This is a genomic window from Methylobacter tundripaludum SV96 (assembly GCF_000190755.2).
Lineage (GTDB): Bacteria > Pseudomonadota > Gammaproteobacteria > Methylococcales > Methylomonadaceae > Methylobacter_A > Methylobacter_A tundripaludum.
Genome location: NZ_JH109154.1, coordinates 49,561 through 75,910, shown reverse-complemented (window position 1 = coordinate 75,910; position 26,350 = coordinate 49,561). Strand labels below are relative to the sequence as shown.

Here is a 26,350-nt window from a genome sequence, read left to right as displayed (position 1 = left end):
ACGCCCTAGCCAACAAAAACATCCCCCCCGCTATTCCTGGCACTGGCAACAACAAAACTCAACTTATCGAAATGCGCAAACGCCTTTCTGGCCTGATCAGTGATTGATTCAGCCAATGCCACTCCATCAATAGCGCAAAACCCGGTCGGCCCCCATGAGGTCTGACCGATAGCCACCGCACCTTGCTGTTCCAGCCATTGCATGGCAGCGGCAACTTCGGGACTGGTAAAAACGCCGCCCTGCGCCGAGGAAAAATGCTCGCCAACCGAGCGTTGCAGCTGGCTGATCACATCGCCGAAGTTAACAATGTCGTTTTCGGCTACCGCAGGTAGCCCTTGCATCAATAATAAGTAGCATAACCGAGCGGCTTCCTGCTGCGGAAAAGGCGGCAGCTCTTTAAAAGCCTGTATTTCCTGCTGACCGTGCAAACCCTGACCTCGCTGATCGAACACCAGAATAAACCGCCAGTCGTTTGGTATATCCATATGCGCCAGCACCGGCGGCGTAATGGTTTTTTCGCCGCGACCGCCATCGACAACCAGCCCGCCCTGTTCAAAAACGCCGATGCCGATGCCGGAACGCAAACCCCGGTCGGTCACCGCGGCGATTTCGCGCACGCTAAGCCCCAATCCGTAAAATTCATTAAGCGCCGCGCCGATTGCCAGCGACATTTGCGTACCCGAACCCAAGCCTACGTGCTCGGGAATCGCCGTTTCAATGGTGATATTGAGCTTGTCGGATACGTGCAGCGTCTTGCACAACATGGACACACACTTTTTTGCCCGCTGTGCGGCGGGACCGGTAATGGTGAGTTGCTCGGCGCCGGTTACCGACAAACAGGTGCTGATTTCATTAAGCGCAACACCGATGCTGCCGAAATGTCGGCCTAATGATCCGCTTAAATCAATAAACCCCATGTGTAACCTGGCGGGAGCAATGACTGAGACTTTAGAATGTTGAACTATCAAGGTTATGGCTGTGTTTGTGCTGCAAAAATTGCTGGAAGTATACATGATCGGCCTAGCGGCTGCGAACTAAGGTGTGGAAACTTGACACCCATCTGCACGGCATATCACCACGAAGACACGAAGTTCACGAAGAAAATCCAAAGTAAAAAACTTCGTGCTCTTCGTGCCTTCGTGGTGAATTAATCAGTTAATTTATTGGCTGAACGCATTGGTTAACTGCACCAAATCGCTGACCATCAAATCGCACAGTTCAACTGTCAGCGGATCGGCTTGCGCTACCGACGGTATAAACACCGAAACAGCTCCCGCTCTGGATGCCGCTGCGATACCGGCATGAGAATCTTCAATCACCAGACACCGGCTGATGTCCACTTGCAGCACCTCGGCAGCTTTTAAAAAAACATCCGGTTCCGGCTTGCCGTGCTGAACGTGATCGCGAGCGATGATGATTGAAAAAACATCTTTTATTCCCGCCAGCTCAAGACATTCCAGGGCATTTGCCGCCCGGCTGTTAGTCGCCAGACAATAGGGTATTTTTTGCCGGATCAGCAATTCCAGCAATTCGCTAAAGCCGTGTTTGATTCTTATGCCGTGGACATCAACATGGTCGCGCCAATAATCGCCGCTTAACCGATTGAAGGTTTGCAGATTAAATTCAGTCCCGCAATATTCGATCAGTTTCGGTTCTATATCGTTATAATGCAGCCCCGACAGCGACAGGCAAAAATCATCGGAAAACCCATAACCCATTGCATTTGCGGCCTGTTGCCAGGCAATAAAGTAGGTACTCTCGGTATCCAAAACCAGGCCGTCCATATCGAAAACAACCGCCGAAAAATCAGCCAACTTAATCACTGAATAACCTTGATATATTCCCCGTACGCTTCACGGCTGGAGCCGACCACGATCCGCTTAACGCCAAACTCCGATTGTTCCAGCATACCTGACACTTCCACCCTTTCGCCGCTGACGGCCTGCCCCGTATAGGTCGCCGTAAAGCTGACGATAGAACCAGCCTGCTGATGGTCTATCTTGAATTCAGCAGGATAATCGAACCCGTGAGCATCATCAATCACCCTGCACTGCAACGTAATCGCCCCGCATTTTTGATAGACAACGGCCTCGGAACTTGCACGATGATCAATAAAATTCAAATCGAATTTTCGCCCGTTAATCACGGCCTTGTTATTTTTACGCCGTTCATGCCAGACATAGTCATCGAAACTCAAATCGCACGAACGGCGATCGTAAGATTGCTGCCAATCCTGATCGTTCAAAGCCTGCAAATGTCCCTGTTCGATAAGCTTGCGGGTAATGGCCCTGCATTGGTGAAAAATCTCCCTGCCGTAACAGACCAAATCAATATCCGAACTTGGATTTTGCACGCCGACCAGAATCGAACCCGTGACGCCGGTTTGCGCCAAATCCAGCCCGTGTTGACCCAATAATTCGCACAACCTGAACAAATCCCGCTCGACAGCATCATGCCGGGTTGCCTGCATGAGCTGTTGCAATCGGTGTTTGGGCTGATGATGTTTAACGACCCGGTCTACGGCGACCGCATGCAGATGCGCATCCAAAACCGGGGAGTAATGCAGATAATCGGGATGCTGTTGTTGCAGAAGATGATTGGCTTGCTCAGTCGCGACTTTTTTCCAGCCGGAAGGCGTAAGCACATAGCGTAAAAAACACAGCGCCTTACCGCCTTCCAGACCCCGTTCCACTACCGCAAAAATGAGTCCCTCAGCGGTTTCAATAAAATCCTTGGCAAAAAACATATTAAAAACGAGCAGGGCTATTTTTTAGCGCAAGCATAAGATAGATGAAATCCAAGCAGACCGTCAAAGCGCGGTAGAAACCGCGCCCTCCCTCTTGTTAGGCATATTCGCGCCGATCCATTGCGGCTTGAGCAGTAAAGATTTTTTTAAAGTGCGGCATAAAACTGACAGTAATCGGTATGGAATAAAAACAGTACATCGCCGCGCCTTCGCCGGTTGACACGCCGAACATCCACTGGGGCATAAACAAGGTCATAATCGCCATGACGAAATGGTAGCTAGAAATGCGCCAGTTATCCTTCCAGACAAAACCGCTGACCGCCAGAGCAAACAACGAACCCCACGTAACCAGTAAGCCATACGCGCTGGAGATGTGGTAGCCGATATGGTACTTGCCCATAAACAAGCACGAGATCATATTGCCGATAAAATTCGGCGCAATTTCGGATAGTTGCCATTCTTTGGGTAAAAAGCTGAAAAACAGGAACGACGAACTGAGGATTACGCCGATGATGGTCGCTTTTTTCAGCGCGGTTTTATCGGATGAATAAGTCGCCAACGCGGGCATAATCGCCAGCGCCTGCAAGCTGATATGGTAAACCGACAGCTCACTCAACAATTGATTGGTGCCGTAACCGCACTGATCCGCAACCGGATAAGCGAAATACTGAATAAATTCCATCAAGGAAAAATGAAAAATGGCGTAAGACCGGGCAACCCGAACCCACAGCGGCTCGCTTTTATCAAGAAAAGTAACGCTAGACGCGGCCAGTCCAGCCAGACCCAGGCCAAGAGACATATCAGCACTAAAACACATAAATTATTCCGTAACTTAATTGTTGTTAAAAAAATGCGCCAAAAATTACCTTTAATTTTTTGCAGTAGTTTGTATTTTACAGGCTTGAAAGTGTCATGACCACCTAGTCCGGTTCAAAAATGATTATTTTGCTCCTGAAACGCTGCAGATCCAGCGCATGATTAACCGCTATAATCGTGCGAATTGAATCCGGGATCCCTGCCGGAATACGGGACTTGCGTAATGCTGAATCGCCTGATTTCGATACCCCGTGTCACGTCCGGCTTTTCAAGTCCGAGGGATAATAGCTTTGTTTCAGTATCCCTGAAAAACGGCACCCTCAAGCCATCGCAGTTATTCACACTGACCGCCGGTCTTGGGCTGGTCGCGCCAATATTCGGGAATATTTTGACGATAGCGGCGCAACACCAGATTGGCCAAAAGGCCGGTCCAGCCGGTTTGGTGGGCGGCGCCAAGTCCAAGCCCGGTGTCGCCATGGAAGTATTCGTGGAACAGGATCAGGTCTTTCCAATGCGGGTCCTTCTGGAAGGGACTTTCGGCAGGATAGGCGGGAATCAAGCCATTGGCATCGCGCCGGTAGATGGCGATCAATCTTCCTGTTAAAAGCGCTGCGATTTCCTTCAAGTTCATCTCCCGATTGACCTTACAGGGTACCGCCATCTGGAAACCATCGCCCAAAAAGCGGTGGAATTTCTCAATCGCTTGAATCAACAGGTAGTTGGTGGGCATCCAAATGGGACCTCGCCAGTTGGAATTGCCGCCGAAAATACCCGAAGTGGATTCGCCGGGTACATAGTCTATGGTCGCTTCGCCAATCCCTTCCAGATGACCGATAGCGTGCAACTCGGCATGGATACGGCTGATACTGCGCACCCCGTAGGGCGATAGGAACTCCTTTTCGTTGAGTACCCGCGTCAGAATGCGAACCAGCATCTGCTCGTCGACCAAAGACAGAATGTGCTCGCCCCTGTCATTGGTATGCACCGGGCAGGCGCAAATGGCGTTTCCGCGAAAAAGACCGCCGGCGTGTTTTTTCAGTACACGGGCAAAACGCGGTACGTTGGCTAGGAGGCGGCGGTCGACGATCTCGGTCGCGAACAAGGGAATCAGTCCGACAAACGAATAAATATTGACCCGCTGATATTGTCCGTCGGGTCGCAATACCAGGTCTTTTAAGAACCCGTCATCCGGATCCCATAAGGAAACACCGTGCTCGGAGCGGCCGCGCACGGTGTTGGCGATAGCCAGAAACTGCTCGAAAGTCTGGATGGCGATATCCTCGTAGCTGGAATCCTCCGTAGCCAGCTCCAGCGCCATCATGGTCATATTGAGCGAAAACATCGCCATCCACCCGGTCGAATCGGCCTGTTTCAGCCGAAAACCTGTAGGCAACGGCTTCGAGCGATCATAAACCGAGATGTTATCCAGGCCCATGAATCCGCCCTCGAACAGATTGTAGCCATCGGCATCCTTACGGTTAATCCACCAGGAATAATTGAGCAGCAACTTGTTGAATACGCGACGAAGAAAGTCGATGTCCGCAGTCCCCCGCTGCACCCGTTCGGCGCGAAACACCTTGAGCGCCCCCAGGGCGTGAACGGGTGGATTCGCATCGCCGAAGCCCCATTCGTAGGCTGGAATTTGGCCGTTGGGATGCAGATAGTATTCCTTCAGCAGGAGTTCGATCTGCGACTTGGCGAAATCCACATCGATCAGGGCCAACACCGCGCAATGAAAGGCCATATCCCAAGCGGCGAACCACGGGTATTCCCATGTATCGGGCATGGAGAGTACATGGGCGGCACTGAAGTGGAGCCAACCGCTGTTTCGCCCGTGTTGACGCTCCGCGGGCGGAGGGGATTGGTCGCCCTTGATCCAGCGTTCCACTTCGTAGTGGTAGAACTGCTTGGTCCAGATCATTCCGGCGCAGGCTTGCCGAAGGATACGCCCGTCCTGCTCGTCGGCTTCATCGAGCAAATCGCGATAAAAAAGGTCGGCTTCCTTGCTGCGGAGAGCAAACACATCTTGACTCTGCGCGAACGGTTGTGCCGGGATTTGTGTAGACAATATCAGGTCGATGGATGTCGATTCCCCCGCGGCAAGCATCCGTGAGTACCAGGCGGCGAACTTGGTTCCCCGATGATCGGGATTGACCGCCTGACGATCATCGGCAATCACCCGGCGATGAAACGCGTCTTTCACGAAGGGCGTGGCATTCGGCCGTCCCCACAGCCTTTCGTTGTTGCTTTGGTTTTCCGTATAAAGAGGTTCGGCCGCTTGGCAGCCGTAGAGATAATAGCTGCCGAGGCTCGGATGAACCGCCTCGACGGCCCATGCCACGCCTTCCGGTACGGCTGCTTGGCGTAATTCGCCCTTGACGCCTGAGTGTTCTTCCCAGGACCAGGTATTGCGAAACCAAAGGGTGGGCAGCAAATGCAATGGCGATGCCGCAGGACCCCGGTTACTCGCCCAGATGCGGATATGGATCTCGGCTGGCCCCGCTTTGGCATAGCTGACTTCTACGTCGAAATAGCGGCTGTCTTCGAAGATACCGGTATCGCACAAGCTGAAGGGCGGCTCGTGACGGCCACGGCGGCGGTTTTCTTCCAGCAGACGAGCATAGGGGTAGGCAGTCTGCGGATACTTGTAAAGATAGCGCAGATAGCTGTGGCTCGGAGTCGCGTCCAGGTAAAAGTAATATTCCTTCACGTCTTCGCCGTGATTCCCCTGAGTCCCAGTGAGGCCGAAAGCGCGCTCCTTCAAGATCGGGTCCCGTCCGTTCCACAGCGCCAGCGCGAAACACAGACGCTGCTCGCAATCGCAAATCCCGCCCAGTCCGTCCTCGCTCCAACGGTAGGCGCGGGAACGCGCCTGCTCATGATCGAAGTCTTCCCACGCAGCGCCGCCCGGGCTGTAATCTTCGCGTACGGTACCCCAGGCACGCTCGGCAAGATACGGCCCCCACAGGAACCAGTCTTCCTTACCGAGGCGCTGTTTATCCAATCGATCTCTTTCGGCTCTAGGGGACGTTTCGCTGTTCATGGTCTTCCTCCACCAAACAAGGATGAGAGTATCTGCACCGTTTGGGTTACGGGACAGTGCTATGAAGTTTGCCTAGTGACTCAATCGGATTAATAGAGCAAACCGACTCGCCCGGTCAAGCTTAAAAAGTTGCTTACGCAATTTTTAATGTCGATACTTCCGTTTTATGACTCGGCAACATCGTATCAAATCCCGCTTATAAGCAATTTACGGCTTTAGCTGTATAATTTTGTCTGCAAACAAGGCTTTTGAATTTTGCGACGAAATGGGGAGGCTGTATGAACAATCTTTACCAACTCAAGATAATCATTTTACTGTTGACGGCCGTACTCGCTTTGACGACGGTCGCACGCAAGCTTGCCATTCCCTATCCGATTCTGCTGGTGGTCGGGGGCCTGATTTTAAGTTTTGTACCCGGCCTGCCCACGATTCGCCTTGATCCTGATCTCATCTTCCTGGTCTTCCTGCCGCCCCTGCTCTGGGCGGCCGCCTATTTCACCTCTTGGCGGGATTTTCGCGCAAACGCCCGTCCGATCACACTATTGGCCGTGGGTTTGGTGCTGGTCACGACGGCAGCGGTGGCGTGTGTCGCCCATACCGTATTGCCCGGTCTAGGCTGGGCCGGAGCCATTGTTTTGGGAGCCATCGTCTCTCCTCCCGATGCCGTCTCCGCTACCGCGATCTTGAAACAACTCCACCTCCCTCGCCGCGGAATCAGCATACTGGAAGGCGAAAGTCTGGTGAACGATGCAACCGCTCTGGTGCTTTACCGCACAGCCCTTGTCGCTGCCGTCAGTGGAACTTTTGAGTTAAATGTCACACTCATGGACTTCTTTCTTGCGGCAACCATGGGCATTGCAGTCGGGTTCGTCGTCGGCATCGTGAGCCGCTGGGCTTTAAGCCTGACCGAAGATAGTTTCAGCGAGATCGCCGTCACGCTGCTGGCCCCTTACATTGCCTGGGTCCTGGCCGAACAAGCCCATGCCTCGGCTGTTTTGGCCTGCGTGGTCGGAGGGCTTTATATCCGCCAACACTTCAGCGCCATTGTTGCACCCATTACTCGAATCCAGGCGCGGGCGGTCTGGGATCTTCTCGTGTTTATCCTCAACGGCATCATTTTCATCCTCATCGGCCTGCAACTTGATACCCTCCGTGACGCCATTCCGTCCAGCGAGTTGGCTTTGCTCACTGTGAACGGCCTACTGGTGAGTGCAACAGCCATCGTCGTGCGTCTGATATGGGTTCCTGTAGCGGCCTGGGTGCCGAGATTTCTGAGTCCTTCGTTGCGAGCACGCGATCCGATGCCGCCCTGGTCTAACCTGTTCATCCTCGGCTGGGCCGGTATGCGCGGCATCGTCTCACTTGCTGCGGCATTGGCTTTACCGCTGACCACTGCCGCCGGGATTCCCTTTCCATTTCGTGCGGAAATCATCCTGATTGCCTTCATGGTGATTCTGGTTACCTTGGTATTACAAGGCTTGTCGCTTCCTTTGCTGATCCGCTCCCTGGATTTGAATGAAGACAGTAACATTGAGCATGAGGAAAGACACGCCAGGGAACGTGCGGCAATGGCGGCTCTGGCACGGCTCGATGATGTGGCCGCCGAAGACTGGTCGGTTCCGGATCACATCGAACAGTTACGCGTTCACTACGCTCATCGACTGCAACGCTATGTCGACATCGAAACTCCAGACACGAAATGCACGAAAGTGGCAGCCGAGGCATTCCGGCGTTTGCGGCACGAGACCCTGACCGCTGAACGATTAGCCGTGATCGATCTTCGGGACGACGGTGTGATCAGCGACGATATTCTGCATCGCCTTGAACATGAGCTCGATGTCGAGGCGCTACGGATCGGGGTCGGCGAGCTACGGGTCTCATCCGAGAGGCGTTCCAAGAAGCCATAGAATTAGGTCTGCAGGCTCAACCAATCCTAGCCTGACGTCCCTTTAGGCGTTACTAAAAGTAGCCTTAGTTTGATCGTTCGGAATCATCATGAAGACGCAAAACACTCATGCATTGCCCAATCAGAAATTACTGCCCCCAACCGTAACCTCAAAATACAAGATTTCGAATTAAATGCACAATACGTATGAATACCGAAATGACTCACGCTTGCTAGTTTTTTATCGAGTGAATATACTAGCCCGGTATAACTTGCTTTAGGTATTCATGGACTATCGTCCGCAGAATTGAAACGGGAAGTTGGTGAGTTCGCTTAAATTTAGCGCACGAAGCCCACGCTGCCCCCGCAACGGTAAACAAGTAAAAGGTTTGCAAACGCCACTGTGTCACGCATGGGAAGGCGCCAACCTTGGAAGCTCAAGCATTGCTTTCAACTCGTGAGCCCGGAGACCGGCCTGAAGCGATAATCGAATTTGTGCGCGGAGGGCGCCCAGATGGATTGCTCTCCTTCGCGTCCGTCCTGCATTTTCTCCCTGTACAGATTATTTCCGCCGGCAACGTTACCGGCTTTGCTGTCTCTTTAACCAGGAGAAAACACATGTCATCAACACCTGTTTTGCTCGATAACGCCCAATCACCAGCCCGTTCTGAAGCCTTAAAAGATAGAATCCTGCCCGCTATGCTGGCCGGTATGCTTGGCTTGGGACTGCTGTATGCCGCCGGTTTCGCCGAAACCGCACAACTGCATAACGCTGCCCATGATGGACGACATTCTGCCAGTTTTCCGTGCCATTAATGTTTAATCTGACCACCTTCAGAGAGCTGGTTATTGCGGCTCTCTGGACGGGCTTGCTGGCGGGTTTGTTATTAACCGCCGTTCAACAAATCCAAGTTATCCCGACGCTGCTCAAGGCCGAAGTGTACGAGGAAGCTGCGGTCGTTCCCAGCACGGAAAACAGTCACGAACACCATGAATGGCAGCCTGAAAACGGTTGGGAGCGGACATTTTTTACTGCGGTAGCCAATATCAGCCTGGGCGTGGGTTTCGCCCTGCTGATCGGCGCGGTCATGTGCTTGCGCGGTCGCCCAGGCAATTGGCGCATGGGGCTGTTGTGGGGACTGGCCGGTTACCTGACCTTTTTCGTCGCACCGTCATTGGGCTTGCCGCCGGAAGTTCCCGGTACCGAGGCTGCCAGACTGGCGGACCGGCAAAGTTGGTGGCTGATAACGGTGCTCGATACCGGCTTCGGTCTGTCGCTGCTGGCTTTTGCTAAAACCAGAACCAACCAGTTTTTCGGCATCGTGTTGCTCGCAGCGCCTCATTTAATCAGTGCGCCGCAGCCGGAAGTTCACAGCAGCGCTGCGCCTGCCGAATTGGCGCAGTCTTTTATAACAGCCACCGTTTTTGCCAATGCTGTCTTTTGGCTGGCGATTGGCGGCTTGATGGGGCAGTTTTACAAAAAAGAGTTATGAGAACCCACAACAAACACGTACTGATGTGTACAGGCCCGCGCTGCTCTGGAAACAACGAACACGACTGCATGGATGCAGGAGGTAGAGCAACGCAGGGAGCAGTTGCCGAAGCCATGTTTCAACAGCTGGGTCAAAAAATCGATGCCCGCCCTCAGCTTAAAGTAAAACGCACACGCTCAAACTGTTTTGCCGTCTGCAAAAACGGCCCGATCCTGGTCGTTTACCCTGAAGGCGTCTGGTATTCCTGTACCGACGAGTCCGTGCTGGAGCGCATCGTCAGCGAACACCTGGAAAATGACACCGAAGTCAGCGAGCATGTTTTCCATCGCGTGGGCACCGGCGATGTCTGACGACTGTATGGATGCAGGAGGTAGAGCAATGCAGGGAGCAATTGCCGATATGAACAAGCCTATTGCCCTGCTGACCCATGCACCCAACGACCTGATGGTGCTGCAAAACGCACAAGCGCAAATGCCGGAAGGTTTTCCGGAGGTCACCGGCATTAACTTGCAGGCATTGGAAAGCGACGCGCAAATGGCCGAGTTGTTGGAACATCAGCTTGCTTCGGCCAATATCATCGTGCTGCGCGTACTGGGTCGTCTCGGTAGCGTGCCCGGCTTTGCCGATCTGATTCGTCACGCCAAAAAACAAGGTTTGCACTTAATCGCGATCAGCGGCACCGGCGAGCCGGACCCCGAATTGGCGGCGGCATCCACCGTATCATCCGATGTGCTGCATCAGGTACAGGCTTATTTTCAGGCGGGCGGCAGCGTCAATATGGCGCAACTGCTGCGCTATCTTTCCGATCATTTTTTACTGACCGGCGTCGGTTTTGAACCGGCTGTCGATTTGCCCGAACACGGCATTTATCACCCCGATTTATCCCAAGATGCGAGCATAGAGGATTGGCTTGCCCTGCGAGGGCCCGAACGAGCCAGCGCCGGCATCGTGTTTTACCGCGCCCACTGGATGAGCGGCAACACGCGCTTTATCGACGCGTTGGTTGACGCCCTTGAAAAACGCGGACTAAACGTATTGCCCGTGTTCACTTCGTCATTACGCGCAGGCCACAACGATAATGCCCTTCCTATAGCGTTAAGCTATTTTAACGGCGAACAAGGCGCGCATATCGATGTACTGATCAACACCACCGCATTTGCGATGGGCGAAATCACCCCCGGCGGAGCAACACCCGCAGGCTGGTCGGTGTCGGTGCTGGAACAACTCAATGTGCCCGTGCTGCAAGCCATCACCAGCGGCATGATGCAGCATCAGTGGGAGCAATCGGCGCGCGGCCTCAATCCGCTGGATGCGGCAATGAACGTGGTATTGCCGGAATTTGACGGGCGCATCATTACCGTACCGCTGTCGTTCAAGGCGAAAGCCTCCGGCCTATCGAATGAACTGATCGAATACGAACCGCTGCCGGATCGGGTCGCGCGCATTGCCCAAATCGCCTCGCGCTTTGCAAGGCTTAAACGCCTGGACAATGCCGACAAACGTATCGCCTTCGTGTTCACCAACTCCAACAGCAAAGCCTCGCAAATCGGCAACGCGGTCGGCTTGGATGCCCCAGCATCATTGATGCGAATTCTGCAAGCCATGCAAGCCGCCGGTTATAACATCGGCGAACTGCCGGAAAGCGGCACGGCGCTGATCCACGAACTGATCGACCGTTGCGCTTACGACAACACTTATCTGACCAGCGAACAGCTAAACCATGCTGTCGGCCGCGTATCGGCAACCCAATATCAAGCATGGTTTGACGATCTACCTATTGAGATGCAGGACAAAATGACCGCGCAATGGGGAGCAGCGCCGGGCGAGGCTTATGTCCATGACGGCCATATCTCATTGGCAGGCCTGGAACTGGGCAACAGCTTCGTCGCATTACAGCCGCCGCGCGGTTACGGCATGGATCCCGACGCGATATACCACCAGCCCGATTTGCCGCCCACCCATCATTACTATGCGCTGTATCGCTGGCTACGCGACGAATGGAAGGCCGATGCGATCGTGCATGTCGGCAAGCACGGCACGCTGGAATGGCTGCCAGGCAAAGGCGTGGGTTTATCGGAGAATTGCTTTCCTGATGCGCTGTTGGCTGACATGCCGCTGTTTTACCCGTTCATCATCAACGATCCCGGCGAAGGCGCACAGGCCAAGCGCCGCGCCCATGCCGTCGTCGTCGATCACCTGACGCCGCCGATGACTACCGCCGACACTTACGGCGCACTGGCGCAACTGACCCAACTGGTCGATGAATATTATCAGGTGGAAGTGCTCGATCCGGCCAAACTGCCGTTGTTGCAACAGCAAATCTGGGACCTGGTAAAGGAAACCAATCTCGATGCCGACTTGCAGGCCCGGCTGCTGCACCACGACCATGATCACGATCACGATCACGATCACGATCACGATGACGACCATCATGGACATCATCACCATGCCGATGATTCTCATGATCACGACCACGAGCATCACTGTCATGACCATCATGAGCATGAACACGATGATGATGATCACCATCATCATGACCACGACGAAGGGCACCATGATCATGCACATGACGAACATCATCACGATCATAACGATGAACATGCGGAGTGCCACCACGGACATCATCATGACCACGACGACGATCATCACGATAACGAAGATGGACTTCCCGAGCTCCTGACCAAAATGGCCGGTGCCGACGTTGCGCATTTGATCGAGGATCTGGACGGCTATCTTTGCGAACTGGGCGCGGCGCAAATCCGCGACGGCTTGCATATACTCGGATTGGCGCCCGAAAACGAGCAATTGACCGACATGCTGGTCTCGCTGACCCGCTTGCCGAACCAAGACATTCCCGGACTGCCTATAGAAATTGCGCGGCTGTTCGGCCTGAGCATGGACTCGCTGCTGGAGCATCAGGGCCGTCGGTTGGAGCAAGCAAATACGGAGCTAGAAAAACTGGCCGGACGACCTTTGGCTACTCACGCCGATGTCATGGAAACCATCGAAGCGCTATGCAAACAGTTATTCACAGAATTACAGGCGCATGATTACTCCGAGTCAGCCATAGACCAAGTTATCAGTAAAACCTTTGATACCAGTATTTATGGTTCCCACGCTCTGCGTGGTAACCCAGTCGGGGATGCTCCAGCGTCCCGAACCGCAGAGCGGTTCAACCTGCATTCCCACGCAGAGCGTGGGAACGATGATTTCACTGCCATAAGACGCATACTGAACTTCGCCTGCCGCGAATTGGCGCCCAATCTTGCCCGAGCCACCGACGAAATCGATAATTTGCTGCGCGGCCTGTCCGGGGGCTATGTACCCGCAGGCCCCAGCGGGTCGCCGACACGCGGCATGGCCAGCATCCTGCCGACCGGACGCAATTTTTACTCGGTCGATCCGCGTAGCGTGCCCTCCCAATCCGCCTGGCGTGTCGGCCAGCAACTAGCCCATGAAGTGCTGTCGCGCTACGTACGCGAAACCGGCGATTATCCCGAGAGTGTCGCCATCAGCATCTGGGGCACTAGCGCGATGCGCACCCATGGCGACGACGTTGCGCAGATTCTAGCGCTGCTCGGCGTCCGCCCGGTGTGGCAGACTGAAAACCGCCGCGTGACCGGCGTCGAAGTCATCCCGCTGGACGAATTAAAACGCCCGCGCATCGATGTCACGACCCGCATCAGCGGCTTTTTCCGCGACGCTTTTCCGCAACTGATCGATTTGATTGATGACGCTGTCAATGCCGTGATTGCGCTGGACGAACCGCTGGCGCAAAACTTTGTGCGCAAGCACTATCTTGCCGAACTGGGCGACTGGATAGGCCAAGGCCTAACCGAAGATGAAGCCTCGCAGCGCGCCGCCTTCCGCATCTTCGGCGCAAAACCCGGCAGTTACGGTGCGGGTATCTTGCCGCTGATCCAGGAAAAGAACTGGCAGGCCGATGCCGATTTTGCCGAAGCCTACGTCAACTGGGGCGGCTATGCCTATGGCCGCAGCCAGCAAGGCAACGACCAGCGCGATGCGTTCCGTACTCGCCTGTCCGGCGTTCAGGTGGCGCTGCACAACCAGGACAACCGCGAACACGATATTTTCGACAGCGACGATTACCTGCAATTTCACGGCGGCATGATCGCCACCATCCGAGCATTGACCGGATCGCAGCCGCGCAAGTATTTCGGCGATAGCCACGATCCGTCGCGGGCGCAAGTGCGCGACCTGAAGGAAGAGACCTTGCGGGTATTCCGTTCGCGCGTCGTCAACCCCAAATGGTTGGACAGCATCCGCCGTCATGGCTACAAAGGTGGACTGGAGCTGACTGCGACCGTCGATTATCTTTTCGGGTACGACGCCACCGCGCAAGTGATGGACGACTGGATGTACGAGCAAGTCGCCGAAACCTACGCGATGGACCCGGAGATGCAACGCTTTCTGGAACAAGCCAACCCGTGGGCGCAAAACGCCATTGCCGAACGCCTGCTGGAAGCCGCCAGCCGCGGCATGTGGGCCGAACCAAAGCAGCAAACGCTGGATGCCTTACAAGATTTATACCTGCATAGCGAAACCCTGTTGGAGGCGCGCGGCGAAACACCGCGCGGGGCATAATGCCTATGGAAAATTTGTTTTATCCACGAAAAGCACGAAAATACTCAGATAACTGTCCAAATAAATTTGATCAATTCCTCATGTATCAAAATTCGGCACCTAAACTCCCTCTCCTGCTGGACGACTGCACGGATGCAGAAGGTAGAGCAACGCAGGGAGCGGTTGCCGAGAGGGCTGGGGTGAGGAGATTTAAAAACCGAATTTTAAACTGTAAACAGTATTTATCATTTAAGCTGGTTCCCAAGCTCCAGCTTGGGAACTCAGTACGCGAAGCTCTAGCTTCGCATACTGGATGGGAAGCTAGAGCTTCCAAAACTGCATTCCCAAGCTGGAGCTTGGGAACGAGCGTAATATTAGGGTCAAATTGCTTGCAGACAACTTTATTGATTTCTTTCGTGTTTTTCGTGGACAAATATCCATTTTTAAAATGAACCACGCCACCTTCCCTTTTTCCGCCATCGTCGAACAGACTCAGCTCAAGACTGCGTTGCTACTGTGCGCCGTTGATCCGTCGCTGGGCGGCGTACTGATACGCGGCGACAAAGGCACCGCTAAAAGCACGGCGGCGCGGGCGCTGACCGACATCCTGCCGCTGATCGAACGGGTTGATGGGTGCGCATTTAATTGCGCTCCCGGTGCGCCGTATAAGTATTGCGAGACCTGCAATACTGAACACGCGACAGCGCAAGCGGACAGCGTGCCTTTCGTCACCTTGCCGCTGGGAGCCACCGAAGACCGCGTTATCGGCACCCTGGATTTGGAACAGGCGCTCAAAGGTGGCCAGCGTGTTTTCAAGCCCGGCTTACTGGCTGCGGCGCACCGGGGCATACTCTATATCGACGAAGTCAACCTGCTGCCCGACCATCTGGTCGATGTGCTGCTGGATGCGGCGGCGATGGGCGTCAATGCGGTGCAACGCGAAGGCTTGTCGGTCAGCCACCCTGCCCGCTTCACGCTGATCGGCACGATGAATCTTGAAGAAGGCGATTTACGCCCGCAGTTATTGGATCGCTTCGGCCTGATGGTTGAAGTGACCGCGCCGCGCGACAAGGTTTTGCGTTCCGAAGTCGTGCGCCGTCGCATCGCGTTCGAGGCCAATCCTACGGCTTACGCTGCCGCCTGGATGGCGAAGCAACAAACTTTGCGCCATCAACTCGCTACCGCGCAACTGTTGCTTCCCAAAGTGACGCTGGATGATGCGTTGCTCGACCTGATAAGCCATTTATGTTGTGAATTCGAAGTGGCAAGTCTTCGCGCCGACATCGTCATGCACAAAGCGGCGCGCGCACTGGCGGCATTAGAAGGCCGATCTCAGGTAACGCCGGAAGACGTGCGTGGCGCGGCGGAACTGGTGTTGCCGCACCGGCGCAGGCGCAAACCGTTCGAGCAACCGGGACTGGATAAAGACCAGCTTGATGAGCTGATGCAACAGGCGTTACAGCCGCCGGATGAAGGCGAATCCGACGCTGATACGGAGCAGGAAAACAATCAAGATAACGGCGAGTCGCAAGACCAACAACAAGTCTTCGCCACCGCGTCTGCCGGTAATGTACGACGCATAGAAGTCGATACGGTTGCCAATCGGTACGCTTCCGGCAAGCGCAGCACTGCACAAGATGCGCCGCGCGGCCGTGTCGTGCGAGTCGTGCAGGACCAAAATCCAAGCAGTCTCGCCGTCGGCGCGACATTGCGCAGCGCGGCGCTCAGAGGTGCCGACGATTTCCAGGTGACGAAAAGCGATCTGCACCAACAAGTCCGCGTAGGCAAAAACGCCAACCTGATCTTGTTTGTGGTCGATGCATCAGGTTCCATGGCGGCACAGCGGCGCATGGAAGTGGTCAAAGGCGCGGTGTTGTCCCTGCTGACCGATGCCTACCAACAGCGTGACGAAGTCGCAGTTATCAGCTTTCGCGGCGAATCCGCCCAGTTAATGCTTTCGCCTACCCGCAGCGTCGATCTTGCCGAACAGAATCTGCGCGAACTGCCTACCGGCGGCCGCACGCCCTTGCCTCATGCGCTGTCTGTGGCATTGGAAACACTGGAAAAGACCAGCATGCCGCCGTTGCTCGTGCTGCTTACCGACGGCAAGGCCAATGTTGCGCTGACAGATGGTAACGATCCCTGGCAGGAATCGCTAAGATTTGCAGAATTACTGGCCGAACGCAGCGTACCCGCCCTGGTGCTCGATACCGAAACCGGCTATTTACGCTTGGGTAGAGCCCGGCAATTGGCGCAGGCGTTGGGTGCCGAATGCCTGACGCTGGAAGAATTATCAGCTGAAAACCTGGCGCTTACGGTGCGTGGATGTATTAAGTGAGCATAAAGTTGATTAAAAAATATTTTATTCACCACGAAGACACGAAGAACACGAAGTTTTATTTCTTCGTGTCTTCGTGGTGAAAAGTTTTTATATAGCAAGGAACAATTATGATTATCTGCATAGGCGCAGGCCCCGGCGACGTGGCTTACCTGACCCAACGCGGCGCGGAGCTGATCAGCAATGCCGATGTGGTAGCCGGATTCGATGCCGTTATTAATGTCGTGCAAAGCCTGATTCCCGCTACGGCGCAAACCGTGCTGATGAATTATCGCGACCAGACCGAACAATTGGCGAAAGTGGCGATTGAACACCATGCGGGCAAGAACTGCGTCGTGGTGTTCATGGGCGACATCCATTTCAGCGGCTTCCAGTATCTGGAACGGGTCGAGCGCGCTTGCGGCCATCCGGTGGAAACCGTGCCGGGCATCTCTTCGGCGCAGATACTCGCATCGCGTGCCAAGGTCTGTTTCGACGAAACGACATTTATCACCTTCCACCGCCGCGGCGATTTAACCCCATTTAAGCAACACCTGGTGCATGTGCTGCAAGACCAACGCAATGCGATCGTGATCCCCTGCCCGTGGGACGAGGCTCGCTCATTCATGCCACGCCATATCGCCGCTTATCTGTTGGAGCAAGGCATATCGCCCGATCATCCGACCGAGGTTTGGGAGAATTTGACCCGCTCGGAAGCGGAGTGGCACGGCACGCTGGCCGACTGTGTGAAACAGGAATTCAGCGACATGAGCATCATGCTGATCCGCACTCGCAGCCCTATGTCCAGCCAGATTGAACCCGCAATGGAGCCGTTACCGAATGCAGGCTGAAACAAACCAACAATTCGGCATCGTTATCGCAGGTCACGGCAGCCGCGATGCCGACGGCATCCGGGAATTCGAGCAACTGGTTGAACTGGTCAAGGAGCGTGCGCCGCAGCATCAGGTCAGTCACGGCTACCTGGAGTTTGCCAGTCCGACTATCGATCAGGCGATCGCAGCCCAATTGAACGCCGATGCCAAACAAATCGTCATGGTGCCCGGTATCCTGCTGGCGGCAACTCATGCCAAAAATGACCTGCCCAGCGAACTTCTGACCTCGGCTCGCGAACATCCCGACGTCGATTTTCATTTCGGTGCGCCGATGGGCTTGCATCCGTTGTTGCTGCAAGTCGTTCAGCAACGTATCGTCGAGGCCGAATCGGCATCCTCCAAGACTGTGCGCCGTGCCGACACCTGCCTGGTGCTGGTCGGTCGCGGCACCACCGACCCCGATGCCAATGGCGACGTCGCCAAATTCGCGCGCATGATCGAAGAAGGCATGGGTTTTGGCGCATCTTACGTGTGCTATTCAGGCACAGCCAAACCGTTGGTTGCCGACGGCCTGCGTGCCGTAGCTCAACTGGGGTGTGCACGGTTGATCGTGGTGCCGTTTTTCCTGTTCGACGGCATATTGGTCAAGCGTATTTATGAGGCCGCCGATGCCATGCAAGAGCGCGAGCCTGAGCTGGAAGTGCTCAAGGCAGGCTATCTCGGCGTGCATCCGAACGTGGCCGATGTGCTGATTTCCAGGGCGCAAGAAGCGGTAGAAGGCCGTGCGGAAATGAACTGCTCGCTGTGCAAATACCGGGTGCAAATCGTCGGCTTTGAACAGCAGGTCGGCGAGCCGCAACGCCCTCATCATCTTCAAGTTCGCGGGTTATTTGAGAAAGCCGCTGTGGATGAAACCGTAACAGAATTCGCCCCTTACGTGCCGCATCCGATAGAAGCCGAAAGTTTCCGCATCATCGCCGCCGGGCGCGACTGGTCGGTCTTTCCCGAGGCGCATCTGACCGTGCTGCAACGGCTGGTACATACCAGCGGCGACTTTAATGCGGTCGACGACATTTACTTTTCGGCGGGCGCGGTCGAAACGGGCATCCGTGCCTTGTTGCGTTGCAAGCGTGTAGTGACCGACGTGACCATGGTGCAGACCGGACTCAAGCGCGCGCTGCTCGAACAGCTCGGCATCGAAACCTGGTGCGGGGTGCATGATCACGAAACCGCGCTGATGGCGCAAACGCAGGGCATCACCCGTTCCGCGGCCGGAATACGACGCGCTTTTGAAAAATTCGGTAACGACATCGTGCTGTCGATAGGCGATGCGCCGACTGCGATCAGGGAAGCGGTGCGCCTGATCCGCGAACACGGCTGGCGGCCGCAACTGGTGATCGGTTTGCCGGTCGGCTTCGTCGGCACCTGCGAGTCGAAAGCGGAATTAAAACGCTGCCTGCAAGTGCCGCGCATCACCAACAGCGGCACGCGCGGCGGTTCACCCTGGGCGGCAACCGTCGTCAACGGCTTGATGATCGATGCGGTGAATCAGCTCTGCTCATTAGCTACTAATAAAATCGATTAAGCGCGAAATGCTAGTAAACAGGCTGTTAAAGCTTTTTATTCACCACGAAGACACGAAGGACACGAAGTTATATTTCTTCGTGTTCTTCGTGTCTTCGTGGTGATAGTTTTTTAAGTTTTTAAATGACAGGACAGGTTACTCGCGTTGCATGAGTCAGACTGAACTTAGAGAATTCGACCTCAATGTCCTCGCCCCGAACGGTTTACGGCGCGGACGCACCACCGGCAGTTGCGCCACGGCGGCGGTTAAAGCCGCGCTCTATCTGCTGCTGCACGGCGAGCGTCACGCACAGGTACAAATAACATTGGCTGACGATACGCATTACCTGACCGTACCGATTCAGGACTGCCGTTGGTTGAACGAGCACACAGCGCGAGCCGACGTGCTAAAAGACGGCGGCGATGATCCGGATAATACGCACGGGGCCACCATCTTTGCCGAAGTGCGAAGGAACAATGAAGGACAAATACGCTTTTTCGCCGGAAGCGGCGTCGGCACTGCGACTCAACCCGGCTTACGCGTAGCGGTAGGTGAGCCTGCAATTAACCCAACGCCGCGCAAGATGATGCGGCAGGCGGTTGCCGAGGTGTCCGATAATAAAGACCAAGGCTTCGACCTAATCATAGGCTGTATCAACGGCGAAGCGATTGCCAAAAAGACCTTCAACCCGAGACTCGGCATAGTCGGCGGCATATCGATACTCGGCACTTCAGGCATAGTCGAGCCTTTGTCGCTGGCATCCTGGATTGCCTCGATTGAGGTTTATGTACGCGTCGCGTTGGGGGGCGACGATATAAACAGCATCGCTTTGCTGCCGGGGAAAATCGGTCGCACTTATGCCAAAGAGGCACTGGGATTACCCGAACAGCGCTCAGTGCAGATCGCCAATTTTCTTGGCGACGCGTTAGATTTTTTACAGCAGGCATTGGCTGAACAACAACGCCATCTGGATGTATTGTGGTTATTGGGGCACCCGGGCAAACTTGCCAAAGTGCTGGACGGCGTATGGGATACGCACTCCAGCAGGAGCGACATGGCCATGAGCGTTGTCGCGCGGGTGGCGGGAGAACGAGGATTTGACAGCCGTCTGGTACAAGAACTGGAGCAGGCAAACACAGTGGAAGCCGCAATGGAAAGATTAAAGAAGGAAACCGGCGCACAGGCGTTGTGGATAGACATCGAACAGCGCATCGCCGCGCTTGTTCATCAACGCGTACCGGCAGTGAAAAAGGTTGAAGTGCGGCTATTTAATTTACAAGGCGAGAGTTTGGGAGCCGATTGAAAATAACTGCTGCTGTGGGGGCGACTTCAGTCGCCATTGAGCGGTTAGATTATTACTGACTGGGCGACTAAAGTCGCCCCCACAACCATGACCGTTCTCGGCACTGCGTGTGGAAACGAGATGACACTTAAATTTTTATGAGAAGAGCTATATGAGTTTGCTGGGTACATTCTGGGGTATAGGCGTAGGGCCGGGACCTGCGGGTTACATTCCGCTGGCGGCGGTCGAAGCGCTGCAACAGGCCGACATCATTTACGCCCCCCGAGCGCACAGTTCCGACACATCGGTAGCCCTGCAATGCTTAGCAGGCATAGCCATCGCTCAGGAACGGATACGTGAAATCGAATTCACCATGGACCCTGACCGCACGGTGCTGAGCGAGCATTACGCACAACTGGCGGAAACCATCGCCGTCGATTTGCGCGCAGGTTTAAACGTGGCTTACCTGACCATAGGCGACAGCCTAACCTACTCCACTTACGGCTATATATTGGCCGCCTTGCGCGAGTATTTGCCGGATCTGCCGCAGCGCACCTTCCCCGGCATTACCAGCTATGCGGCTGCGGCCTCGGCGATGGGTTGGCCGCTGGGGGTAGGCAAGGAGCGTACATTAATTCTGCCTTGCCCCGAAGATGCGGCGGCGCTACGACAGGACATCGAAAGCCATGACATCGTGGTGCTGATGAAGATCGGCGCGCGCCTGCCCTGGGTGCTGGCCTTGCTCCGTGACATGGGCATCGCCGAGCACTGCGCGTTTGCCCGTCGCATCGGCTTGGCGGACGAAATGCTGGCCGATGATGTCAGCGATTTATGCGCCACCTCGGCGATGGGCTATCTCGCCACTTTACTCATACGCAAAACACCCAGAGAGAGAAGACACGCATGAAAGTTTATTTTATCGGCGCAGGCCCCGGCGCTTCCGATCTGATCACATTGCGCGGCGCGAATATTCTCGGCCGGGTCAGCATGGTGCTGTACGCCGGATCATTGGTGCCTACCGACATGTTGCAGCATTGCCGGGCAGATGCCGAACTGATCGACACAGCCACGCTTGACCTTGAACAACAGGAAGCCTGCTACCGTCGAGCGCAAGAGAATGATTGCGATGTAGCCCGTTTGCATTCCGGCGACCCGGCCATTTACGGCGCGACCGCCGAGCAAATGCGCAGGCTAGATGGGCTGGACATAGACTACGAAATTGTACCGGGCGTATCCTCGTTCACTTCGGCGGCGGCATCCATCAAGGCCGAGCTGACCAAGCCGGAAGTCTCGCAAACCGTCATTCTGACCCGCGTTTCGGGCCGCGCTTCGGCCGTGCCGGAACTGGAATCGATTGCACGACTGGCCGAACACCAAGCGACGATGTGCATCTTCCTGTCCGGGCCGCATTTGAAAAAAATAGTCGCCGACCTGCGCCTGCATTATCCGGACGACACGCCGGTGGCGCTGGTCTATCGGGCAACCTGGCCGGAAGAGCGGTCTTACCAGGGCACCTTGGGCGTCATCCTTAAAGAAACCAAAAAAAGCGAGTGGAATCTAACTACGATGTTATTGGTAGGCAAAGCTTTAGGGCGCGGTGAACAAACCGAATCCAGTCTGTATTCCAAGGATTTCACGCATATCTTCCGCGTCATGAAAAAGAAAAAGTCGTCATCAACTTAAAAACATTTCGCCACGAAGACACGAACGACTGCATGGACAGATATTTGCTCCTGCAATATCTGCATTCCCCACATCCCTGTGGGTTATGCAGGAGGTAGAGCAATGCAGGAGCAATTGCCGGGAACACGAAGGTTCTACTTCTTTCTTCGTGTCTTCGTGGTGAATTAATCTTTTATTGAATATATGAATTTTCCGCTTAAATTGCTATGTACGATAAAGGCCGCAGCATGACTGATTGCGGCATCTGGCTGGTAAGGCCGGAAAGCGAAGCCTTGGCTTTGGCCCTGCAAGAACGGCTTGGCGGTGTACTGTATCGGCCATGGCTCGATATCGCCACACCCCAGAAAGAGCAGTTTGCCGCCGCTTATCGCCAGCAGTCGCAGTGGATCATGATAGCGGCCAGCGGCATCGCGGTGCGCTTTCTCGAGGGCTTGGCGCAGGACAAACATAGCGACCCGGCCGTCGTGGTGTTGGACGAAGCGGGACGGTTCGCGGTGTCGCTGCTGGCAGGACACGAAGGCGGTGCCAACCGTTTGGCTTATCGCGTCGCCAATGTAACCGGCGCGGTACCGGTCATTACTACGGCGACCGAAGCCTTGAAGCCTTTGGTCGTCGGTATAGGTTGCCGCAAGGGTGTCACTGCCGGGCAAATCGCCGCGGCCGTGCATCTGGCATTAGGCGAGAGGCCGTTAAGCGAAGTGCGCGAAATAGTGACTATAGACTTGAAGGCAAACGAACCGGGCTTGCTGGATTTTTGCGAACTGCACGATTTGCCGCTACGCGTCTTGGCAAGCGCAACAGTGGCGGCAAGGCCTTGGGTAACTAAAGCCTCGGACTGGGTTCAGCAGAATGTGGGTTTGCCGGGAGTTTGTGAGCCTTGCGCATTGATTGCCGGCGCCCGCGGCAGATTGATCGTGCCTAAAACGGCTTTAAACGGCGTAGCCGTTGCCGTGGTTGAAGATAATATATAGAGCGCCGTCCGCCGGATCGCTCGTTCCCAAGCTCCAGCTTGGGAATGCCGTATTGGAAGCTCCAGCTTCCCGAGACACTGAAAGCTGGAGCTTGGGAACCAGCGCAGCAACATGAAAAATTCACCACGAATACGCGAAGAAATAAAACTTCGTGTTCCTCGTGCCTTCGTGGTGATCGCTTTTAAATAGACAGAGCAATAATCAGTGGATAAAAGAATGAAAGGTATATTGAATTTGGTTTCGGTCGGGCCGGGATTTAGCGATTTGATCGTTCCGCGTGCCGAAGCGGCATTGCGGGACAGCGATGTGATCGTGGCTTATGACCTGTATTTGCGCTGGATTGAGCCGTGGATAACCGGCAAGGAAATCCACACGCCGCCGCTGACTCAGGAACGCGAGCGCGCTTTATTGGCGATTGAAAAGGCCCGTAGCGGCGCTAAAGTTGCGCTGATTTCCAGCGGCGACATCGGCATTTACGCGATGGCTGCATTGGCTTTCGATGAAATGCGCGAAGATGACGACTATGCCGTCAACGTGATACCCGGCATTACTTCCGCCAATGCCTGCGCCTCGTTATTAGGCTCGCCGTTGTCGCACGATTTTGCCACGCTGAGCCTGTCCGACCTGTTGTGCCCTTGGGACTGGATAGAGCAACGCGGACGGCATATCGCCCAGGCCGACCTCGCCTGTGTGTTGTACAACGTGCAAAGCGCCGGTCGCCAGGAAGGCGTGTACCGCATCCTCAATATCATGCTGGAGTCGAAATCGCCGAAGACGCTGTGCGGCGTAATCCATAATGCCTATCGGCCCGGCCAGAAAGTCAGCATTCACCACCTGGAAGACTTGCTGTCTTTGCAGTTCGATATGCTGACCACCATCGTGATCGGCAACCGTTTTACCCAGCGCAAGCGCGGCTTTATTTTTACGCCGCGCGGCTACAATAACTGGGATGCGCCCGACGTAGGGGAAATCCCTTGTGGTTGCCCTGATCTGCCAGAGCAAGCGTTATGGGTCTTTTCCGGCACCAGCGACGGCAACGCCTTGGCTAACGAATTGGCACAGCAAGGCTATCCGGTCGTGGTCTCCGCCGCGACGGAATATGGCGGCGAGGTTGCCGCCCAGCATTGCCCCGGCGTGTCGGTCTGGGCCGGTCATCAAGGCGTCGAGGCGCGAAAACAGGCGCTAAGCCAAAATCAGGCGCGGGTGATTGTCGATGCAACGCATCCTTATGCGAAGTTGATTTCTGAACAATTGATGGGCTTGTCGAAAAGCTTGAATATCCCGTATCTGCGTTATGAACGGCCCAGCTCCGTAGGATGTGCTGAACACAGTGAAGCGCATCTTTCTGATAGTGATGCGCTTCCTTCGTCAGCACATCCTACATGTTCTTTGGAACAAGCTGCCGAACAAGCCATTAAACTCGGTCGGCGCATTTTTCTGACCACCGGTTCCAAAGACTTGGCTGCCTTTCTCAATGCGCCGGGTGCCGCCGAACGCGAATGGTTTGTGCGGGTTACGCCCGAGCCTGAATTCATCCAACGAGCAATCGATCTGGGTGTGCCGCGCAGCCATATTTGCGCGATGCAAGGACCGTTCTCTGAAGCTTTCAACACCGCCTTGTGGCGGGATTTGAAAATCGATTGCGTCATCACCAAGGATTCCGGCGATGCAGGCGGCTATCAAGCCAAAGTGGCGGCAACGCAGGCGCTGAACATCCCGTTGCTGGTGATCAAGCGCCCGAAACTTGAGTATCCGTTTACTACCTCAAGTTTCGATGCGGCATTGAGCCAATTGCAAGCGTGGCATGTAACCCCATAAACGAGTAAGTAGACGATTAAAAGCATTTTATTCGCCACGAACGACTGCATGGACGCAGGAGGTAGAGCAACGCAGGGAGCAGTTGCCGAGAAACGAAGAACACGAAGTTTTATTACTTCGTGTCTTCGTGGTGATAGCTTTTATCGATTCATTACTGATTTACCTGTTTTTAATGAGAAGTTTCCATGGAATATCAACGCATGATTCCGGTCACCATCGTTACCGGTTTTCTCGGTTCCGGTAAAACCACATTGCTGAGTAGCCTGATTAAAAGCAGGCAAACCCGACGCCTTGCGTTACTGATCAATGAATTCGGCGAAGTTTCCATCGACGGTGCGCTGATTAACGACAGCGTTGGCGGCGATGAGCATGTGCGGATTCATGATTTCCCTTACGGCCTGATTGCCTACGGCGATGACGAACACTTTATCCCGACCATGCAGGCTATCGCCGGGCGCCGTGCCAATGTCGATCATGTGCTGATAGAAACCTCCGGGCTTGCGTTGCCGACAGCGGTCATGGAACTGTTGCAAACACCTGAGTTGGCCGGGGATTTTATCCTGGATGCGACGCTGGCCGTGGTGGATACGCCGTTGCTGCTGTCCGACCAATTTGATCGTGACTTGAGTGCCGACAGTCCGCAGGCCGCCGTTGCCGATTCAGTCGCGACCTTGTTTGAGCAGCAACTCGAATATGCCGATGTCGTGGTGTTGAACAAAATCGATGCGCTGGATGAGGATGCCTTGCTGCTCGCGGAACAACGCGTTCGCGATCGGGCGCCGAACGTGCGCTTCCTCGAACTTGCCTACAACGCCCAGCTGGATATCCGTCTGGCTCTTGGCCTGCGCTTGCACCAGCCGACCTTTACAACGCACAACCACCGGTTTACGCCGATACCCGGTTCCGGTGCGCCGACATTAGGTAGCCATGCAAGACTGAACGGTCACGCCCATTCCGGTTTGGCAGGCCACAGTCACGGACTGACGACGCACAAACATTTTCATGAGCAGGATCCGGGATGGCTCTCGTTCGTACTGCGCAGCCAAGAGCCGCAGCAGGCGGAAACAATCAAACAGGCATTGATCGAAGTGGCTAAAGCGGAGCCGTTGTTGCGCTGCAAAGGCTTTATACTATTTGCCGATCAATCCGTTCTGGTGCAGGGTGTGCGCACTCGCGTGACGATAGGTTCCGACACTGCCAAGCAATCTTCAAAAGAATCGGAACTGGTTTTTATCGGTTATCATCTGAACCGTAACACGGTGGCGGAACTGTTATCCAAATTGACCGGGACTGCATGGAAATGAACCGCCGCTAC

General features: G+C 54.9%; 20 protein-coding genes and 1 riboswitch. Of the genes, 15 read left to right on the top strand and 5 right to left on the bottom strand.

From position 1 onward, the window contains the following. Positions 1-5: 5 nt before the first annotated feature. The 5 genes from METTU_RS20070 to METTU_RS20050 all read right to left on the bottom strand — a co-directional run bounded on the left by METTU_RS20070 (position 6) and on the right by METTU_RS20050 (position 6,605). Positions 6-968 (bottom strand): beta-ribofuranosylaminobenzene 5'-phosphate synthase family protein, encoded by a 963-nt coding sequence (locus METTU_RS20070; protein ID WP_302050609.1) that lies wholly within the window; start codon positions 966-968, stop codon positions 6-8. A 192-nt stretch (positions 969-1,160) separates the two neighbouring features. Further along, positions 1,161-1,823: an HAD family hydrolase gene (locus tag METTU_RS20065; RefSeq protein WP_006893844.1), complete on the bottom strand. Its 663-nt coding sequence runs from the start codon at positions 1,821-1,823 to the stop codon at positions 1,161-1,163. Further along, a complete protein-coding gene (locus tag METTU_RS20060) occupies positions 1,820-2,746 on the bottom strand; it encodes a hypothetical protein (protein ID WP_006893843.1) in 927 nt (308 codons plus the stop codon). Before METTU_RS20060 ends, METTU_RS20065 begins: the two co-directional genes overlap by 4 nt. Positions 2,747-2,843: 97 nt before the next feature. Further along, the gene (locus tag METTU_RS20055) at positions 2,844-3,563 is read right to left on the bottom strand and encodes a DUF5765 domain-containing protein (RefSeq protein ID WP_006893842.1); all 720 of its coding nucleotides are present in this window, start codon (positions 3,561-3,563) and stop codon (positions 2,844-2,846) included. Between the two features lie 333 nt (positions 3,564-3,896). Beyond that, positions 3,897-6,605 (bottom strand): MGH1-like glycoside hydrolase domain-containing protein, encoded by a 2,709-nt coding sequence (locus METTU_RS20050; protein WP_006893841.1) that lies wholly within the window; start codon positions 6,603-6,605, stop codon positions 3,897-3,899. Positions 6,606-6,883: 278 nt separating this feature from the next. Here METTU_RS20050 and METTU_RS20045 point away from each other — a divergent pair, with 278 nt between their 5' ends. The 15 genes from METTU_RS20045 to METTU_RS19975 all read left to right on the top strand — a co-directional run bounded on the left by METTU_RS20045 (position 6,884) and on the right by METTU_RS19975 (position 26,339). Next, positions 6,884-8,512 carry a Na+/H+ antiporter gene (locus METTU_RS20045; RefSeq protein WP_006893840.1) on the top strand — a complete coding sequence of 543 codons (1,629 nt, stop codon included), beginning with the start codon at positions 6,884-6,886 and terminating at the stop codon, positions 8,510-8,512. Between the two features lie 240 nt (positions 8,513-8,752). Continuing rightward, positions 8,753-8,983, top strand: a riboswitch (cobalamin riboswitch). A gap of 125 nt (positions 8,984-9,108) precedes the next feature. Continuing rightward, entirely contained in the window at positions 9,109-9,306 is a 198-nt protein-coding gene (locus METTU_RS20040; RefSeq protein WP_006893839.1) for a CbtB domain-containing protein, read from the top strand. Continuing rightward, positions 9,306-9,983, top strand: a complete 678-nt coding sequence (locus METTU_RS20035; protein ID WP_006893838.1) for a CbtA family protein — start codon at positions 9,306-9,308, stop codon at positions 9,981-9,983. The genes METTU_RS20040 and METTU_RS20035 overlap by 1 nt, the downstream gene beginning before the upstream one ends. After that, a complete protein-coding gene (locus tag METTU_RS20030) occupies positions 9,980-10,333 on the top strand; it encodes a (2Fe-2S) ferredoxin domain-containing protein (RefSeq protein WP_006893837.1) in 354 nt (117 codons plus the stop codon). Before METTU_RS20035 ends, METTU_RS20030 begins: the two co-directional genes overlap by 4 nt. Before the next feature lie 28 nt (positions 10,334-10,361). Continuing rightward, a complete protein-coding gene (locus tag METTU_RS20025; RefSeq protein ID WP_006893836.1) occupies positions 10,362-14,588 on the top strand; it encodes a cobaltochelatase subunit CobN in 4,227 nt (1,408 codons plus the stop codon). Positions 14,589-14,593: 5 nt separating this feature from the next. Further along, positions 14,594-15,019: a hypothetical protein gene (locus METTU_RS20020; RefSeq protein WP_150107937.1), complete on the top strand. Its 426-nt coding sequence runs from the start codon at positions 14,594-14,596 to the stop codon at positions 15,017-15,019. Further along, complete coding sequence (locus METTU_RS20015) at positions 15,016-16,905, top strand: putative cobaltochelatase (RefSeq protein ID WP_006893834.1); 1,890 nt, start codon at positions 15,016-15,018, stop codon at positions 16,903-16,905. The genes METTU_RS20020 and METTU_RS20015 overlap by 4 nt, the downstream gene beginning before the upstream one ends. 110 nt (positions 16,906-17,015) lie before the next feature. Beyond that, entirely contained in the window at positions 17,016-17,735 is a 720-nt protein-coding gene (locus tag METTU_RS20010; RefSeq protein WP_006893833.1) for a cobalt-precorrin-7 (C(5))-methyltransferase, read from the top strand. Further along, on the top strand, positions 17,725-19,302 hold the full coding sequence (locus METTU_RS20005) for a precorrin-8X methylmutase (protein ID WP_006893827.1): 1,578 nt from the start codon (positions 17,725-17,727) through the stop codon (positions 19,300-19,302). The genes METTU_RS20010 and METTU_RS20005 overlap by 11 nt, the downstream gene beginning before the upstream one ends. A gap of 148 nt (positions 19,303-19,450) precedes the next feature. Further along, the gene (gene cbiD, locus METTU_RS20000; protein WP_006893826.1) at positions 19,451-20,584 is read left to right on the top strand and encodes a cobalt-precorrin-5B (C(1))-methyltransferase CbiD; all 1,134 of its coding nucleotides are present in this window, start codon (positions 19,451-19,453) and stop codon (positions 20,582-20,584) included. A 151-nt stretch (positions 20,585-20,735) separates the two neighbouring features. Then, positions 20,736-21,470 (top strand): precorrin-2 C(20)-methyltransferase, encoded by a 735-nt coding sequence (gene cobI, locus METTU_RS19995; RefSeq protein WP_006893825.1) that lies wholly within the window; start codon positions 20,736-20,738, stop codon positions 21,468-21,470. Continuing rightward, entirely contained in the window at positions 21,467-22,246 is a 780-nt protein-coding gene (cobM, locus tag METTU_RS19990; RefSeq protein ID WP_006893824.1) for a precorrin-4 C(11)-methyltransferase, read from the top strand. The genes cobI and cobM overlap by 4 nt, the downstream gene beginning before the upstream one ends. A gap of 206 nt (positions 22,247-22,452) precedes the next feature. Next, complete coding sequence (locus tag METTU_RS19985) at positions 22,453-23,217, top strand: cobalamin biosynthesis protein (protein WP_006893823.1); 765 nt, start codon at positions 22,453-22,455, stop codon at positions 23,215-23,217. Between the two features lie 216 nt (positions 23,218-23,433). After that, positions 23,434-25,035, top strand: a complete 1,602-nt coding sequence (cobJ, locus tag METTU_RS19980) for a precorrin-3B C(17)-methyltransferase (RefSeq protein ID WP_006893822.1) — start codon at positions 23,434-23,436, stop codon at positions 25,033-25,035. A gap of 185 nt (positions 25,036-25,220) precedes the next feature. Continuing rightward, positions 25,221-26,339 (top strand): CobW family GTP-binding protein, encoded by a 1,119-nt coding sequence (locus METTU_RS19975; protein ID WP_006893821.1) that lies wholly within the window; start codon positions 25,221-25,223, stop codon positions 26,337-26,339. Positions 26,340-26,350: the final 11 nt, after the last annotated feature.

Bases quoted from the DNA above. Each gene is read 5' to 3' on its own strand.
- METTU_RS20060 (WP_006893843.1), bottom strand. From the start codon at position 2,746: ATGTTTTTTGCCAAGGATTTTATTGAAACCGCTGAGGGACTCATTTTT.
- METTU_RS20055 (WP_006893842.1), bottom strand. From the start codon at position 3,563: ATGTGTTTTAGTGCTGATATGTCTCTTGGCCTGGGTCTGGCTGGACTG.
- METTU_RS20050 (WP_006893841.1), bottom strand. From the start codon at position 6,605: ATGAACAGCGAAACGTCCCCTAGAGCCGAAAGAGATCGATTGGATAAA.
- METTU_RS20045 (WP_006893840.1), top strand. From the start codon at position 6,884: ATGAACAATCTTTACCAACTCAAGATAATCATTTTACTGTTGACGGCC.
- METTU_RS20040 (WP_006893839.1), top strand. From the start codon at position 9,109: ATGTCATCAACACCTGTTTTGCTCGATAACGCCCAATCACCAGCCCGT.
- METTU_RS20035 (WP_006893838.1), top strand. From the start codon at position 9,306: ATGTTTAATCTGACCACCTTCAGAGAGCTGGTTATTGCGGCTCTCTGG.
- METTU_RS20030 (WP_006893837.1), top strand. From the start codon at position 9,980: ATGAGAACCCACAACAAACACGTACTGATGTGTACAGGCCCGCGCTGC.
- METTU_RS20025 (WP_006893836.1), top strand. From the start codon at position 10,362: ATGCAGGGAGCAATTGCCGATATGAACAAGCCTATTGCCCTGCTGACC.
- METTU_RS20020 (WP_150107937.1), top strand. From the start codon at position 14,594: ATGGAAAATTTGTTTTATCCACGAAAAGCACGAAAATACTCAGATAAC.
- METTU_RS20015 (WP_006893834.1), top strand. From the start codon at position 15,016: ATGAACCACGCCACCTTCCCTTTTTCCGCCATCGTCGAACAGACTCAG.
- METTU_RS20010 (WP_006893833.1), top strand. From the start codon at position 17,016: ATGATTATCTGCATAGGCGCAGGCCCCGGCGACGTGGCTTACCTGACC.
- METTU_RS20005 (WP_006893827.1), top strand. From the start codon at position 17,725: ATGCAGGCTGAAACAAACCAACAATTCGGCATCGTTATCGCAGGTCAC.
- cbiD (WP_006893826.1), top strand. From the start codon at position 19,451: ATGAGTCAGACTGAACTTAGAGAATTCGACCTCAATGTCCTCGCCCCG.
- cobI (WP_006893825.1), top strand. From the start codon at position 20,736: ATGAGTTTGCTGGGTACATTCTGGGGTATAGGCGTAGGGCCGGGACCT.
- cobM (WP_006893824.1), top strand. From the start codon at position 21,467: ATGAAAGTTTATTTTATCGGCGCAGGCCCCGGCGCTTCCGATCTGATC.
- METTU_RS19985 (WP_006893823.1), top strand. From the start codon at position 22,453: ATGTACGATAAAGGCCGCAGCATGACTGATTGCGGCATCTGGCTGGTA.
- cobJ (WP_006893822.1), top strand. From the start codon at position 23,434: ATGAAAGGTATATTGAATTTGGTTTCGGTCGGGCCGGGATTTAGCGAT.
- METTU_RS19975 (WP_006893821.1), top strand. From the start codon at position 25,221: ATGGAATATCAACGCATGATTCCGGTCACCATCGTTACCGGTTTTCTC.